Raw genomic sequence first — 14,921 nt, 5'->3', positions numbered from 1 at the left:
TATCGTCGCCGCGGTCTTAGCCAAGCCGGGACTAAACAGGGACGCACCGGACAGCCCAGATCTTCACCGGACAACGTCCGCGCCAAGCCGAAAGCGGCAACAGCTCCCTCCTTAGGCGGCGCGCGTCGCCTCGGCGTATTGCAGCGGTGTAATCCCGTGGCAGCGCTTGAAGTGCCGGGTCAGCGCGCTCTGGTCGTAGAAGCCGGCGGCGACGGCGACCTCGGCGATCGGCAGGCCCTGCGCCAGGTAGCGGGCGGCACGGTCGACGCGGAGCTGGGTGACATAGGCGTGCGGCGTCAGGCCCGTCGTCCGCTTGAACAGGCTGATCAGCTGGTACTGGGTCAGGCCGACCGCGGCGCTGAGATCCGCCAGCGAGATCGTCTCGCTCAGGCGCGCCTGGATGAACTCGGTGGCGGCGCGCAGCCGAGTGCGGTCGCGGGGCCCGGGCTGGATCCGCCCCTCGCCGCTGCCGTGGCGGCGGAACAGGGTGCCGAAGGTCGACACCAGCAGCTCGCGCTCCAGCAGCGGGTCGCGCCCGGCCTGCAGGGCGCGGTGCAGCGACAGGAATCCCGCGCTCAGGGCGCGGTCGGCATAGGCGCTGCGGGGGAAGTAGGTCAGGCCCTCGACCCCGAGTGACCGCGCCACCTCCTGCAGCGCCGCCTCCTCCAGATACAGCGCGCGGTACAGCCAGCGCCGGCTCTCCCCCATCCAGCCGGCGTGGGGCTCGACCGGGTTGAACACGAACAGCGCCTGGTCCTCGCTCGCCGGCTCGGCCACGCCGCGGGTCTTGATGATGGAGCCGCCGAGCTCGGTGACGGCGACGACCAGCGCCTCGTGGCGATGCGGCGGATATTCCTGGGTGCGGAAATCCGCCTGCATCAGGCTGAGGCCCGGGACGGTCCGGTCCTGCCAGTAATGGGCGATGTTGAGCCGATCAACCCGGGCCATGCCGCCCTCCGTTCATCCTCTGAAGCCTCGATTTCCGCCAATAGCGCCGGCCGCGCCAGGGCCAGACTGCCCGGATCATCCCTCAGGTGGCCCGCCATGGCATCCCCCTTCTACCACGAGACGCCGGAATACCCCGCCCGCGAGAGCGACGGCGGGCGCCGCTTCGGTTCCGCCGGGGCAGCACCGTGACCACGTCCCTGCGGCCCGCCCGCCTGCCGGACCTCGTCTGGCGCCGCCCCTATGCGCTGCTGCCCCTGCCGCCGCTGTTCTGGGCCGGCAACCTGGTGATCGGCCGCGCCTTCGCCCAGGAGCTGCCGCCCTTCGGCCTGACCTTCTGGCGCTGGGTGATCGCCTCGGCCGTGCTGCTGCCCTTCGTCTGGCGCGCCCTGGCCGTGCATCGGCGCACGCTCCTGGCGCATTGGCCGGTCATCACCGCCTGCGCCGCCAGCGGCCTCGCCGGCTATCCGCTGCTGAACTACATCGCGCTGCACGGCACGCCGGCGGCGACCGCGGCGATGCTCAACTCCACCTTGCCGCTGATGGTGCCGCTGTTCGCCTGGGCGATCGCCCGCGAGGCGCCGCGCCCGCGCGTGGTCGCCGGCATCGTCCTGTCCTTCCTCGGCGTCGGCTGGATCGTCGGGCGGGGCGATCCCGCCACGCTCGCCGCGCTGTCGATCGGCGGCGGCGAGGTCCTGGTGCTCCTCGCCGCCGCCGGCTATGCGCTCTATTCCGTGCTGCTGCGCTACCGCCCGAAAGGCGTGCCGGACATGGTGTTCATGGCGGCGCTGACGGTCACGACCGCCGTCCTGATGCTGCCCTTCTGGCTGGCCGAGGCGGCGGCCGGGCGGTCGATCCCGGTCGAGCCCTATGCCATCGCGTCGCTGCTGTTCATCGGCATCTTCTCCTCGCTCCTCGGGGCCGGGCTGTGGAACCGCTGCGTCGCGACGCTGGGCCCGGCGCTGACCGGCGCGTCCTTTCATCTCGTGGCGGTCTACTCCTCGGCGCTCGCCTTCCTGCTGCTCGGCGAGCCGGTGCGGGGCTTCCACCTGATCGGCATCGGCCTGATCCTGCTCGGCTTCGCCATCGCGGTGGTGCCGGGAGGCGCGGCCATCCCGCGGTTGCCTTCACGGATCTCCCGGGCGCTCACCGATTGCCTCTCCCGCTTGCGGGAGAGGTCGGAGACGCGAAGCGGCTCCGGGTGAGGGGAGTGTGTCGAGGCCGGGACCCGCCCTCACCCGGTCTCGCGGCGCGAGCCCGACCTCTCCCGTAAACGGGAGAGGCAATGCGTTCTCGTACCCCCGCCGACCCCGCTCACGCCAGGAAGTGACAGTGCCGCTCGATATGCTCGGCCAGGCCCAGCGTGTGGTCGCGGTCGAGCCGGGCGGCGAGATCCGCGTCGCGGCGCTGCAGCGCCTCGATGATCCGCAGATGGTCCCGGATCGAGCGGTCGGCCCGGTCGTCCTCGCGGATGGTGCGGCGGCGGATGGCGTCGATCTGCAGGAACAGGTCGGCGGTGCGGGCGACGATCAGCCGGTTGCCGCCGAGCCGGACGATCGCCCGGTGGAAGGCGATGTTGGCGTCGGAATAGCCGTCGATCTCCGCCGCCGGCCGGCCTTCGAAGCCCGCGAACAGATCGCGCAGCGCCGCGATCTCCGCATCCGTCGCCACGGTCGCCGCCAGCCGCGCCGCCATGCTCTCCAGCGCCGCCCAGACCTGCACCATCTCGACGATCTGGCGCTTCGTCCGGCGCCGGACGAAGATGCCGCGGCGCGGCAGGGTCAGGACGAAGCCTTCCTGCTCCAGCACCGTCAGTGCCTCGCGGATCGGGGTGCGGCTGACGCCGAGGTCCCGGCACAGCTGCCGCTCGTCCAGCCGGATCTCGCCGGGATGGTCGTAGAGGTCCATCCCGGCGATGGCGTGCTTCAGCGCCAGATAGGCCTGGGTGCGGAAGCTGTCATTGGCGTCGAGGCGCGGCAGCGCCAGCCGGGTGCTGATCCGCGCCTCGAGCACGGCCCCCTCCCCGCTCCATCAATCCGCCGCAACGGCGTCGCCCGGCTTGGCGCCGCCGCGCAGCCGCGCGATCACGGCCGAGATCAGCGGCCAGCACAGCATCACCAGGGCCAGGGCGACGATGCTGCCGACCAGGCCGTTCGACCAGAAGATCGACAGGCTGCCCTGGGACAGCAGCATCGCCTGGCGGAACGAGCCTTCCGCCATGTCGCCCAGCACCAGCGCCAGGACCAGGGGCGCCAGCGGGTAGGACAGCTTCTTGAACAGGTAGCCGACGACGCCGAAGACCAGCATGACGCTGATGTCGGCCAGGGCATTGCTGACCGTGTAGGCGCCGACCGCGCAGATGGTGATGATCACCGGCGCGATGATGCTGAACGGGATGCGCAGGATCGAGGCGAAGAGCGGCACCGTGGTCAGCACCACGATCAGCCCGGCGATGTTGCCGAGATACATGCTGGCGATCAGGCCCCAGACGAAGTCGCGCTGCTCCACGAACAGCAGCGGCCCGGGCTGCAGGCCCCAGATCAGGAGGCCGCCCAGCAGCACCGCCGCGGTCGGCGACCCGGGAATGCCGAGGGTCAGCATCGGCAGCAGCGCGCTGGTGCCGGCGGCATGGGCCGCCGTCTCCGGCGCCACCACGCCCTCCATCTCGCCGCGACCGAAGCGCTTGCCGTTGCGCGAGAAGCGCTTGGCCAGGCCGTAGCTCATGAACGAGGCCGGGGTGGCGCCGCCCGGGGTGATGCCCATCCAGCAGCCGACGATCGCGCCGCGCAGCGCCGTGACCCAGTATTTCGGCAGCTGGGCCCAGGCCTGCAGCACCACCTTGGCGTTGATCTTCGCGTTCTTGCCCTTGAACGCCAGGCCTTCCTCCATGGTCAGCAGGATCTCGCCGATGCCGAACAGGCCGATCACCGCGATCAGGAAGTCGAAGCCGCGCAGCAGCTCGGTCGACCCGAAGGTCATGCGCAGCTGGCCGGTGACGGTGTCGAGGCCGACCGCGGCCAGGGCGAAGCCCAGCATCATCGCCGCGATCACCTTCAGGGGCGCCTCGCGGCCCATGCCGATGAAGCTGCAGAAGGTGAGGAGCTGGACCGCGAAGAACTCCGCCGGCCCGAACCTCAGGGCGAAGCCGGCGATGATCGGCGCCAGGAAGGTCAGGATCACCACGGCGACGAAGGCGCCGAAGAAGGAGGAGGTGAAGGCGGCGGTCAGCGCCTCGCCCGCCTTGCCCTGCTGGGCCATCGGATAGCCGTCGAAGGTGGTGGCGACCGACCACGGCTCCCCGGGGATATTGAACAGGATCGAGGTGATGGCGCCGCCGAACAGCGCGCCCCAGTAGATGCAGGACAGCATGATGATCGCCGAGGTCGGCGACATCGCGAAGGTCAGCGGCAGCAGGATGGCCACGCCGTTGGCGCCGCCCAGGCCGGGCAGGACCCCGATCAGCACGCCGAGGGTGATGCCGACGAACATGTAGACGATGTTCATCGGGTCGGCGAGCACGCCGAAGCCGTGAATCAGAGAGTAGAGAGCGTCCAACGGTCCCTCCCAGCGTTCGCTTCCGCCCGCCTGCCGCGGGTCTCGGGATTGTTTCGCGTCGGTCCGGGCTAGTAGCCCAGCATGGTCTCCAGCGGCCCCTTTGGCAGCGGCACCAGGAACCAGAGCTCGAACATCAGGAACAGCGCCGCCGGCACCAGCACCGCGACCGGCACGATCTTCACCGCCGGGTACTTGCCGAGCCAGCGCATGAAGAAGGCGATGAACAGCGCCGCGGCGACGTAGAGGCCGATGAAGCCGATCAGCGCCACGAAGACGATGGTCGGCACCAGCACCTTGAGCACCAGCCCGAGCTGTTCCCGGCCGACGAAGCTGCCGAGATCGGCCGAGCGGCCGACCAGATTGGTCAGCAGGGTGCCGGCGCTGGCCAGGAACAGGGCGACGCCGACATAGAAGGGAAAGGTGCCGGATTCCGGCCCGTCATAGGCCCAGCCGATGCCGACGCGCAGGCTGTCGACCATCACCACCACGGCGACGATCATCAGGACGGCCGCGACGGCGATCTCCACGATCCGCACGCTGACGGTGCCGCCGTCTTCCTGGTCGTGGTGCGCCATGCCCGATCCTCCCCGGAAGGCTGTGCGGCACCCGCGGGGCGAGCGCCGCCGGAAGCGGCTCCCGGCCCGGGGCCGGGAGCCCGGTCCTGACCCCTAGTTGCTCTTGTCGATGAAGCCGGCCACTTCCATCAGGCTCTTGTGGGTCTGCTCGGTCTCGCCCAGCCAGGTCCTGAAGGCGTCGCCGGTCATGCTGGTGGTGTTGAAGGCGCCGTTGGCCATGAACTCCTTCCACTCCGGCGTCTCGCGCACCTTGTCGAACAGCGCGACGTAATAGGCCACCTGCTCCGGCGTCGCCTCGGGCGGCATGAAGATGCCGCGCAGCATCAGGTACTTCATGTCCAGGCCGGCCTCCTTACAGGTCGGCACGTCGCTCCAGGCCTTGCCGTCCGCCTGGGGCGTGGTCACGGCGATGCGCTGGTCGTCGAAGACGCAGAGCGGGCGCAGCGCGCCGGCGCGCCATTGCGCCACCGCCTCGATCGGGTTGTTGACGCTGGAGTTGATGTGGTTGCCGACCAGCTGCGCCGCGACGTCGCCGCCGCCCTTGTAGGGCACGTAGGTCAGCCGCTTGCCCAGGATCTGCTCCAGCCCGGCGGTGATGATCTGGTCTTCCTGCTTCGACCCCGTGCCGCCCATCTTGAAGGCGTTGTCGCCCGCCGCCTTGATCGCGGTGACGTAGTCCTGCGCCGTCTGGTACGGCTCGGACGCGTTCACCCACAGGATGAACTCGTCCAGCGCCAGCATCGTCACCGGCGTCAGGTCCTTCCAGTTGAAGGGCACGCCGGTCGCCAGGGGCGTGGTGAACAGGTTCGACAGGGTGATGATGATCTTGTGCGGGTCGCCGCCCGACCCCTTGACATCGAGGAAGCCTTCCGCCCCGGCGCCGCCGGACCGGTTGACCACGACGATCGACTGCTCCATCAGCCCGTGCTTCTGGATGATGCCCTGGATCATCCGCGCCATCTGGTCGGCGCCGCCGCCGGTGCCCGCGGGGACGACGAACTCGACGTTGCGGGTGGGCTTCCAGTCCGCCTGGGCGATGCCGGCCCCCAGCAGGGCCACGGCGGCCGCGGCACAGGCGAATCCATGCACAAGCGCTTGACGCACTTTCCCGGTCATTGGTGCCTCCCCAGCGCCGCGGCTTCGCGCGAAGCGCGGCCCGACTGTCTTGTGGTGGATGGCCAGGTCGGTGACCGAGGCTGGCTGGTATCCAATATATTGTATCTGGAATGTAACGCAACGGATCTTTTTGAAACCGAGACGCTCCGTTTCGATCGCTATTTCGCGATGCAGCAGAAGAAAATTACGAACGCCGAAAAACGCCCCTTTCCAGTCCGTTAGAGACGGCGCCTTCTCTTCGCCTGTGCACACGGCCGGAAACGACGACAGGCGGCCCGAGGGCCGCCTGTCCGATCTGCGTCGATGAAACCGGGAAGAGCCGCGCTCAGGCCGCCTTGCGCCAGGCATTGCTGTTGGCGGCCTCCTGGGAGCCGGCCGCCACGTGGCGATGCGGCGTCGCCATGGCGCGGACGTCGGTGGCGATCGCGTTGAACAGGTCGGGCGCCTTCACGGCGATCTCGGTGATCACGGCGGCCAGGCCGGCCGCAGCGACGACGAGGGCGATCAGTCCGAGGGTCATGGCAAGCTCCGTGGGGTTGGCTCTCTTGCGCTGCATCATATGACAGAGCAGCTGACCTTCATCAAGATCGCGCATTATGGATTTTGTATGCCAGACGGCGATGGCTGATCTGCGGATTCCGGGAAGGATAAGGACAATTCAGCCTATCCAGCTGACTTTGTTGATGTTTCTGAGAGGCCGACGATACGGAACGGCGGATGTGCCGGCGAAGCTCGACACATATCGGTTTTTCGTATTCCGTATACCAGATTGTCTTGTCCGCCCGTCGAACAGGCGTATATTGCATCGCAACAGGAACCCGAACCCATTCGAAAGGACTTGACCATGACCGGCGTGCTGATCGGTACCGCCCTGGCCCTCGTCTCCCTGCTGGGCCTCGTCACCGCCCCCCGCCTGGCGGCGGTCCAGGGTGCCTCGCTGTCCGGCAGCGCCGCGGGTCTCCGCCGGGCCGAGACGGGCGATGCGGCCGACGAGTCCGAGACCGCCGACCCGACCTGGGCCAGCTTCATGCGGGCGCTGTAACCCCGGCCAAAGAAAAAGGGAGGCGACGGCTCGCCTCCCCGGGGATTGTCTCGGTTGCCGGGCGCGTCCCGGCCCGGATCTCAGTTGGCGAGGCGCGGCGCCCCTTCCGGGCTCGCCCCGGCCCGCGCCTGCTCCAGCGCCCGGGCCCGCATCGGCTTCAGCACGAACATCGCCATCACCGCCGCGATCACGTTCACCAGCGCGGCGAAGATGAACACCATGTCCCAGCTGCCGAGCTGGCTGACCGCGACATTGGCGAAGGGCACGACCAGCGAGGCCGTCCCCTTGGCGGTGTAGAGCAGCCCGGCATTGGTGGTGGCATAGCGCGACCCGAAGGTGTCGCCGCAGGTCGCCGGGAACAGCGAGTAGATCTCGCCCCAGGCGAAGAACACCATCGCGGTCAGGATCACGAACGCCACCGGGTCCTGGCCGAACTCCATCAGCATGACGATGCCGACCGCCTCGAGGAAGAAGGCGATGAACATCGTGTTCTCGCGGCCGATATGGTCCGAGACCCAGCCGAAGAACGGCCGGGTGACGCCGTTCAGCACGCGGTCGAGCGACAGCGCGAAGGTCAGGGCCGGCATGGTCAGGCCCAGCAGGCTGACCGGCGTGTCGCCGATCTTGAAGTCGGCCGCGATCGGGGCCAGCTGCGCCGTCGCCAGCAGGCCGCCCGAGGCGACCATGACGAACATCGCATACATCACCCAGAACACCGGGCTGCGCAGCATCTCCGCCGGCGCGTAGTCGCGGCGGGTCTGCACCACCTTGGGCTTCACCGCCGGCAGCTGCCCCTTGGCCGGCGTCGCCAGCAGGAAGGACAGCAGCACCACCGCCCCGCCCTGGATCAGGCCGAAGGTCATGAAGGTCGACTGATAGCCCGCGGAGTGGATCATGTTGGCGATCGGCACGATGGTCAGGGCCGAGCCGGCGCCGAAGCCGGCCGCGGTCAGCCCCGCCGCCAGGCCGCGCCGATCCGGGAACCATTTCAGCGCCGCGCCGACGCAGGTGCCGTAGACGGCGCCGGCGCCGACGCCGCCGATCGCGGCGGCGATGTAGAGCACGGTCAGCGAATCCGCCACCGAATTCAGCGCCCAGGCGATGGCGCAGAGCAGGCCGCCGATCAGGACCACGATGCGCGGCCCGAACTTGTCGACGAACCAGCCTTCGACCGGCACCAGCCAGGTCTCGGTCAGAACGAAGATGGTGAAGGCGACCTGGATCGCCGCCCGCCCCCAGTGATGCGTCGCATCGATCGGGCCGACGAACAGGGTCCAGCCATATTGCAGGTTGGCCACCATCGCCATGCAGACGATGCCGATCAGCAGCTGGAGCCAGCGTCCCCCCGGCGGTCCCTTGATCGCCGGTCCCTGAGCAGAGTTTTCAGTCAGCATTTCCGTCCCAATCCTTCGCATGTCGGTTGAGGCAACCCCATGGCATCGGAGGTGACGGCCCGTGACGGACGCCATCGTCCTCGAGGAGGGGTGCGCCGGACTGCGGCCGCCGGACCGGCGTGGACCAGGTTCGGTGGGTCAGCAGGTCCCGTCGTGCCGATGTGCTGATCGGCTGCCCCTCCCCTCGGTTATGTCGTTGTTATCCGGGGCCGTTATGGCCGGCCCTCTGGCATACCAAATGCAGAACCTGAGATACCAAAGAACGTTTCAGCCGCGCTGGCAAGCCGGAATCGTGGCTGCACCGCAGCAACTCGTGGCCCCTACTCCGCGGCGGCCCGGCTGCCCTCGCGCAGCACCCGGATCATCGTGCTGCCGAGTGCGGCCGGTGAGTCGGCGACGGCGATGCCGGCGGCCTTCAGCGCCTCGATCTTGTGGTCGGCGGTGTCGTGGCCGCCGGAGATGACGGCGCCGGCATGGCCCATGCGGCGGCCCGGGGGGGCGGTGCGGCCGGCGATGAAGCCGACCACCGGCTTCTTGGTGCCGCTGTCCTTCAGGAACTGCGCGCCCATCACCTCGGCGTCGCCGCCGATCTCGCCGATCATGATGATGCCCTCGGTCTCCGGGTCGCCGAGGAACAGCTCCAGCGCGTCGACGAAGTTGGTGCCGTTCACCGGGTCGCCGCCGATGCCGATGCAGGTGGTCTGGCCGAGGCCGGCCGCCGTGGTCTGCGCCACCGCCTCATAGGTCAGCGTGCCCGACCGGCTGACGATGCCGATCTTGCCGCGCTTGTGGATGTGGCCCGGCATGATGCCGATCTTGCACTCGCCCGGCGTGATCACGCCCGGGCAGTTCGGCCCGATCAGCCGGGTGGCCGAGCCCGCCAGCGCCCGCTTGACCTTGACCATGTCCAGGACCGGGATGCCCTCGGTGATGCACACCACCAGCGGGATCCCGGCGTCGATCGCCTCCAGGATCGCGTCCGCGGCGAAGGGCGGCGGCACGTAGATCACGGATGCGTTGGCGCCGGTCTGGTCCACCGCCTGGGCCACGGTGTCGAACACCGGCAGGTCGAGGTGCCGGGTGCCGCCCTTGCCCGGGGTGACGCCGCCGACCATGCGGGTGCCGTAGGCGATCGCCTGCTCGGAATGGAAGGTGCCCTGGGCCCCGGTGAAGCCCTGGCAGATCACCTTGGTGTTCTTGTCGACGAGAACGGCCATCACGCGGCCTCCTTCACGGCACGGACGATCTTCACTGCGGCGTCGCCGAGGTCGTCGGCCGACAGGATCGGCAGACCGCTCTCGGCCAGGATCTGCTTGCCGCGCTCGACATTGGTGCCCTCCAGCCGCACCACCAGCGGCACGTGCAGCGACACCTCGCGCGCGGCCTCGACCACGCCCTCGGCGATCACGTCGCAGCGCATGATGCCGCCGAAGATGTTGACCAGGATGCCTTCGACGTTGGGGTCGGACAGGATCAGCTTGAACGCCGTGGTCACCCGCTCGCGCGTGGCGCCGCCGCCGACATCCAGGAAGTTGGCGGGCTCCCCGCCCTCCAGCTTGATGATGTCCATGGTCGCCATGGCGAGGCCGGCGCCGTTGACCATGCAGCCGATGTTGCCGTCGAGCTTGACGTAATTCAGCGACGCCTTCTCCGCCTCGGTCTCGGTCGGGTCCTGCTCGCTCTCGTCGCGCAGTTCCTCGACCTCCTTGTGGCGGAACAGGGCGTTGTCGTCGAAGCCCATCTTGGCGTCGAGCGCGATCAGCTGCCCCGCACCCGTCACCACCAGCGGGTTGATCTCCACCAGCGACGCGTCGAGCTCGGTGAAGGCGCGGTACAGCGCCTTCAGGAAGCCGACCGCGGCATTGACCTGCTTGCCCTCGAGGCCGAGGCCGAAGGCCACCTTGCGGGCATGGAAGTCCGACAGCCCCGTCGCCGGGTCGATGGCGATGGTCAGGATCTTCTCCGGCGTGGCCTCCGCCACCTCCTCGATCGCCATGCCGCCCTCGGTCGAGGCGATGATCGTCACCCGGCCGCTCTTGCGGTCGACCAAGAGCGACAGATACAGCTCGCGGGCGATGTCGCAGCCTTCCTCGACATAGATCCGGCCGACCTCCTTGCCCGCCGGCCCGGTCTGCACCGTCACCAGCGTCCGGCCCAGCATCGCCCCGGCATTCGCCGCGACGTCCTCGACCGACTTCACCACCCGGACACCGCCCTTGCCCTGCGGATCCTCCTGGAAGTGGCCCTTGCCCCGGCCGCCCGCATGGATCTGCGCCTTGACGACGTAAACCCCGCCGCCGAGACCCTCCGCCACACGCACCGCCTCCTCCGGCGTGTACGCCACCCCGCCGCGCGGCACCGGCACGCCATAGCGCCCCAGCAGCCCCTTCGCCTGATACTCGTGGATGTTCATTCCCTGCCCTTCCTGCGGTGCCGGCTCGAGGGCGGCTCCGACGATCGACGCCCCTCCCCCTCACCCTCCCGCCGCCAACGCGGCGGGTCCCTCCCTCTCCCCGAGGAGAGGGAAAAATCACCTCTCCTTGGGGAGAGGTCGAAATCGCGTAGCGATTTCGGGTGAGGGGGAGCGGTGCCGATGCCCGGAACCGCCCCTTCCCTGCTCCTATGCCTGGTTCACAGCAGCCCGGCGGCGCGGGCCCAGCGGTACTTGGCGCCCAGCACCGCGACCGGCGTCTCGGTCGAGTACGGGTAGGCGACGATGCCGTGGTCGTAGAGGTACTGCGCCGCCTCCTCGACCTGCACGTCGCCGGCCAGCGAGGCCACGATCGGCTTGTTGATGCCCTTGGCCCGCATCTCGTCCACCACCTCGGTGATCACCTTCGCGAACACCATCGGCGGCGTGATGATGGTGTGCCAGTAGCCGAGGATCAGCGCGTGGATGCGGTCGTCCTCCAGCCCCAGCTTCACCGTGTTGCGGTAGGTGGTCGGCGGCTCGCCGCCGGTGATGTCGACCGGGTTGCCGGCCGCGCCGAAGGGCGGGATGAACCTGCGGAAGGCGGCGTCGAGATCCGGCGGCATCGCCATCAGCGACAGTCCGTTGTCGACACAGGCATCCGACAGCAGCACGCCCGAGCCGCCGGCGCCGGTGATGATGACCACGTTCTCGCCCTTCGGCGCCGGCAGCACCGGGATGCCGCGGGCGAATTGCAGCAGGTCCTGCAGGCTCTTGGCCCGGATCACGCCGGACTGGCGCAGCACGTCGTCATAGACCTTGTCGTTGCCGGCCAGCGCCCCGGTGTGCGAGCTGGCCGCCCGCGCGCCGAGCGAGGTGCGCCCGGCCTTCAGCACCACCACGGGCTTCTTCTTCGACACCTCCTTCGCCACCTCGGCGAAGGCGCGGCCGTCCTTCAGGTCCTCCAGATGCATCGCGATCACGTCGGTCGCGTCGTCCTGCTCGAAGAAGGTCAGCAGGTCGTCCTCGTCGATGTCCGACTTGTTGCCCAGGCCGACGATGGCTGACACGCCCATCTTGGTCGACCGGCTGAAGCCGATGATCGCCATGCCGATGCCGCCGGATTGCGAGGACAAGGCCGCACGGCCTTGCACGTCAAACGGCGTGCAGAAGGTCGCGCAGAGGTTCTTCGGCGTGTAGTAGAAGCCGTAGATGTTCGGCCCCATCAGGCGGATGTCGTATTTCCGGCCGATGGCGATGATCTCCTCCTGGCCCTCATGGTTGCCGGTCTCGGCGAAGCCGGAGGGGATCAGGACGGCGCCCGGAATCTTCTTCTCGCCGACTTCGGTCAGCGCCTGGGCCACGAACTTGGCCGGGATGGCGAACACCGCGACGTCGATGTCGCCCGGCACGTCCTTGACGCTGGGATAGGCCTGCAGGCCCAGGATCTCGGTGGCCTTGGGGTGGATCGGGTAGATCTTCCCCTTGTAGCCGCCATTGATCAGGTTCTTCATCACCGAATTGCCGATCTTGCCGTCCTCGGCCGAGGCGCCGATCACGGCGACCGCGTCGGGCCGCATGATCCGGTTCATCTTGGCCAGGATGGCGTCCTTCGCCGGCCGCGGCCGCACCGGCTTCTGCTCGAAGTCGACGACGACGCGGACATCGGCGGCGATGGCGCCGTCGGTCCGGGCGAAGACCGGGTTGAGGTCGAGCTCGACGATCTCCGGCAGCGCGTCGACCAGGCGCGAGACCTGGACGATCAGCTGGGCCAGGGCCTGGCGGTCGACCGGCGGCGCGCCGCGCACGCCGTGCAGCACCGCGGCGGCCTGGATGCCGTCCAGCATCGACAGCGCCTCGTCATGGTCGACCGGGGCCAGGCGGAAGGTGATGTCCTTCAGCACCTCGACCAGCACGCCGCCGAGGCCGAAGGCCACCAGCTTGCCGAAGCTGGGGTCGGTGACGGCGCCGATGATCACCTCCTGCCCGCCGACCAGCATCTGCTGGACCTGGACACCGAGGATCTCCGCCTTCGGATCGTACCGGCCGGCGCTCTCGACGATGCGCTTGAAGCCGGCGCGGACGTCGTCGGCCGACTTGACGCCGACCAGCACGCCGCCGGCCTCCGTCTTGTGCAGGATCTGCGGCGACACGATCTTCAGCACCACCGGGAAGCCGATCGCCTCGGCCTGGGCCGCCGCCTCGTCGGCCGTGGTCGCCAGCGCCTCCTTCGGGATCGGGATCTGCCAGGCCTCGCACAGCTCGCGGGCCTCGGGGGCGGTCAGGCTGGTGCGCCCGTCCCGCTTCACGGCGTCAAGGATGCGGCGGGCGGTCGTCCGGGCATCGTCCAGGACGTCGACATGGCCATTCATGGCGGTCCTCGCTCAGCAAAGGATGTGGGGGAGGACCGGACCCACCTGAGGCTATCCGGTCGTTTGTCGCAACGGGTTCGGGTCGACGGCCGGGCCGTCGGATCAGTCATTGCCTCTCCCGCTTGCGGGAGAGGTCGGAGACGCGAAGCGGCTCCGGGTGAGGGGATTTTGTCGAGGCCTGGGCCAGCCCTCACCCGGTCGTCCTGCGGACGCCCGACCTCTCCCGCCAAGCGGGAGAGGCACCACAAGGGGTTCGCCTTATCATCAAATGGCGCCGGCGGTGCGCATCGCGGCGATGGCGTCGGCGTCGTAGCCGATCGAGGCCAGGATCTCGTCGGTGTGCTCGCCCAGGAGCGGCGAACGGTCGACCGGCACGTCGTTGTCGGAGAGCCGGATCGGCGAGGCGACCTGGACGTAGTTGCCGCGCTCCGGATGCGGTACCTCGACCAGCATGCCGCGGTCGTACATCGAGCGATCCTCGATCAGGTCCTTCATGCTGAGGATCGGGCCGCAGGGCACATCGATCTCGTTCAGTGCCTGCATCACCTCGATCTTGCTGCGCCGGCTGGTCCAGCCCTCGATGATGCCGAAGCATTCGTCGAGATGGGACAGCCGTGCCTCCGGCGTGGCGAAGGCCGGGTCCTCGATCAGCTCCTCGCGGCCGATCAGCCGCATCAGCGGCGCCCAGCCCTGCGGCTGGATGATGACATAGGCGTAGTCGTTCTCGCCGCCCGGGGCGCAGCGCAGCGCCTGGCCGGGCTGGCCGCCGCCCGAGGCGTTGCCGGAGCGCGGCACGGCGTCACCGAACTCCTTGTTCGGGTATTCGCGCAGCGGGCCGTGCGCCAGGCGCTGCTGGTCGCGCATCTTGACGCGGACCAGGTTCAGCACGCAGTCCTGCATCGCCACCTCGACCCGCTGGCCCTGCCCGGTCTGGATGCGCTGCAGCAGCGCGGCCAGGATCCCGGCCACGAGATGCATGCCGGTGCCGCTGTCGCCGATCTGAGCGCCGGTCGAGGTCGGCGGGCCGTCATGCCAGCCGGTGGTGCTCATCGACCCGCCCATGGCCTGGGCCACGGTCTCATAGGCCTTGCAGTCGACATAGGGGCCGGGGCCGAAGCCCTTGACCGAGGCGTAGATCACCCGCGGGTTGATCGTCCGGATCCGGTCCCAGGGGAAGCCCTGGCGGTCGAGCACGCCGGGGCCGAAATTCTCGACCAGCACGTCGGACTGCTCGAGCAGCCTGGTGAAGGCTTCCTGCCCCTGCGGCGACTTCATGTTGATGGTGATGCTGCGCTTGTTGCTGTTCAGCATCGTGAAGTAGAGGCTGTCGACATTCGACTTGTCGCGCAGCTGCGATCGGGTGATGTCGCCGCGGCCGGGCATCTCCACCTTGATCACATCGGCCCCGAACCACGCCAGGATCTGCGTCGCCGAGGGTCCCGACTGGACATGGGTCATGTCGAGAACGCGCACCCCATCCAGGGCCTTGCCCATGGTCTCTCTCCCTATCTG

13 protein-coding genes are annotated in these 14,921 nt (G+C 68.9%); 2 read left to right on the top strand and 11 right to left on the bottom strand.

Annotated elements, in window-relative coordinates; translation table 11 throughout:
* Window positions 1–111 precede the first annotated feature (111 nt).
* A complete protein-coding gene (locus LG391_RS27210; RefSeq protein WP_225771192.1) occupies window positions 112–948 on the bottom strand; it encodes an AraC family transcriptional regulator in 837 nt (278 codons plus the stop codon).
* A 185-nt stretch (window positions 949–1,133) separates the two neighbouring features.
* Here LG391_RS27210 and LG391_RS27205 point away from each other — a divergent pair, with 185 nt between their 5' ends.
* On the top strand, window positions 1,134–2,150 hold the full coding sequence (locus LG391_RS27205) for a DMT family transporter (protein ID WP_225771191.1): 1,017 nt from the start codon (window positions 1,134–1,136) through the stop codon (window positions 2,148–2,150).
* Between the two features lie 109 nt (window positions 2,151–2,259).
* Here LG391_RS27205 and LG391_RS27200 read toward each other — a convergent pair whose 3' ends face one another.
* The 5 genes from LG391_RS27200 to LG391_RS27180 form a co-directional block, all read right to left on the bottom strand.
* Window positions 2,260–2,958: a GntR family transcriptional regulator gene (locus tag LG391_RS27200; RefSeq protein ID WP_225771190.1), complete on the bottom strand. Its 699-nt coding sequence runs from the start codon at window positions 2,956–2,958 to the stop codon at window positions 2,260–2,262.
* Between the two features lie 18 nt (window positions 2,959–2,976).
* A complete protein-coding gene (locus tag LG391_RS27195; RefSeq protein ID WP_225771189.1) occupies window positions 2,977–4,500 on the bottom strand; it encodes a tripartite tricarboxylate transporter permease in 1,524 nt (507 codons plus the stop codon).
* A gap of 68 nt (window positions 4,501–4,568) precedes the next feature.
* Window positions 4,569–5,075 carry a tripartite tricarboxylate transporter TctB family protein gene (locus LG391_RS27190; protein ID WP_225771188.1) on the bottom strand — a complete coding sequence of 169 codons (507 nt, stop codon included), beginning with the start codon at window positions 5,073–5,075 and terminating at the stop codon, window positions 4,569–4,571.
* 93 nt (window positions 5,076–5,168) lie between these two features.
* The gene (locus LG391_RS27185; protein ID WP_225771187.1) at window positions 5,169–6,191 is read right to left on the bottom strand and encodes a tripartite tricarboxylate transporter substrate binding protein; all 1,023 of its coding nucleotides are present in this window, start codon (window positions 6,189–6,191) and stop codon (window positions 5,169–5,171) included.
* A 325-nt stretch (window positions 6,192–6,516) separates the two neighbouring features.
* Window positions 6,517–6,711: a hypothetical protein gene (locus tag LG391_RS27180; RefSeq protein ID WP_225771186.1), complete on the bottom strand. Its 195-nt coding sequence runs from the start codon at window positions 6,709–6,711 to the stop codon at window positions 6,517–6,519.
* Window positions 6,712–7,035: 324 nt separating this feature from the next.
* On the opposite strand from LG391_RS27180, the gene LG391_RS27175 reads away from it, so the two are divergent.
* Window positions 7,036–7,233: a hypothetical protein gene (locus LG391_RS27175; protein ID WP_225771185.1), complete on the top strand. Its 198-nt coding sequence runs from the start codon at window positions 7,036–7,038 to the stop codon at window positions 7,231–7,233.
* Window positions 7,234–7,313: 80 nt separating this feature from the next.
* Here the strand turns inward: LG391_RS27175 and oxlT are convergent, their stop codons facing one another.
* The 5 genes from oxlT to frc form a co-directional block, all read right to left on the bottom strand.
* Window positions 7,314–8,627, bottom strand: coding sequence for an oxalate/formate MFS antiporter (gene oxlT, locus LG391_RS27170; RefSeq protein WP_225771184.1), 1,314 nt, complete (start codon window positions 8,625–8,627; stop codon window positions 7,314–7,316).
* A gap of 320 nt (window positions 8,628–8,947) precedes the next feature.
* A complete protein-coding gene (gene sucD / locus LG391_RS27165; protein WP_225771183.1) occupies window positions 8,948–9,844 on the bottom strand; it encodes a succinate--CoA ligase subunit alpha in 897 nt (298 codons plus the stop codon).
* Window positions 9,844–11,040 carry an ADP-forming succinate--CoA ligase subunit beta gene (sucC, locus tag LG391_RS27160; RefSeq protein WP_225771182.1) on the bottom strand — a complete coding sequence of 399 codons (1,197 nt, stop codon included), beginning with the start codon at window positions 11,038–11,040 and terminating at the stop codon, window positions 9,844–9,846. Before sucC ends, sucD begins: the two co-directional genes overlap by 1 nt.
* A gap of 218 nt (window positions 11,041–11,258) precedes the next feature.
* Window positions 11,259–13,409 carry an acetate--CoA ligase family protein gene (locus tag LG391_RS27155; RefSeq protein ID WP_225771181.1) on the bottom strand — a complete coding sequence of 717 codons (2,151 nt, stop codon included), beginning with the start codon at window positions 13,407–13,409 and terminating at the stop codon, window positions 11,259–11,261.
* Window positions 13,410–13,673: 264 nt separating this feature from the next.
* Window positions 13,674–14,903, bottom strand: coding sequence for a formyl-CoA transferase (gene frc / locus LG391_RS27150; protein WP_225771180.1), 1,230 nt, complete (start codon window positions 14,901–14,903; stop codon window positions 13,674–13,676).
* Window positions 14,904–14,921: the final 18 nt, after the last annotated feature.

Origin of the sequence: Inquilinus sp. Marseille-Q2685 (genome assembly GCF_916619195.1) — a bacterium.
GTDB lineage: Bacteria > Pseudomonadota > Alphaproteobacteria > DSM-16000 > Inquilinaceae > Inquilinus.
This window is presented reverse-complemented; position numbering and strand designations above follow the sequence as displayed.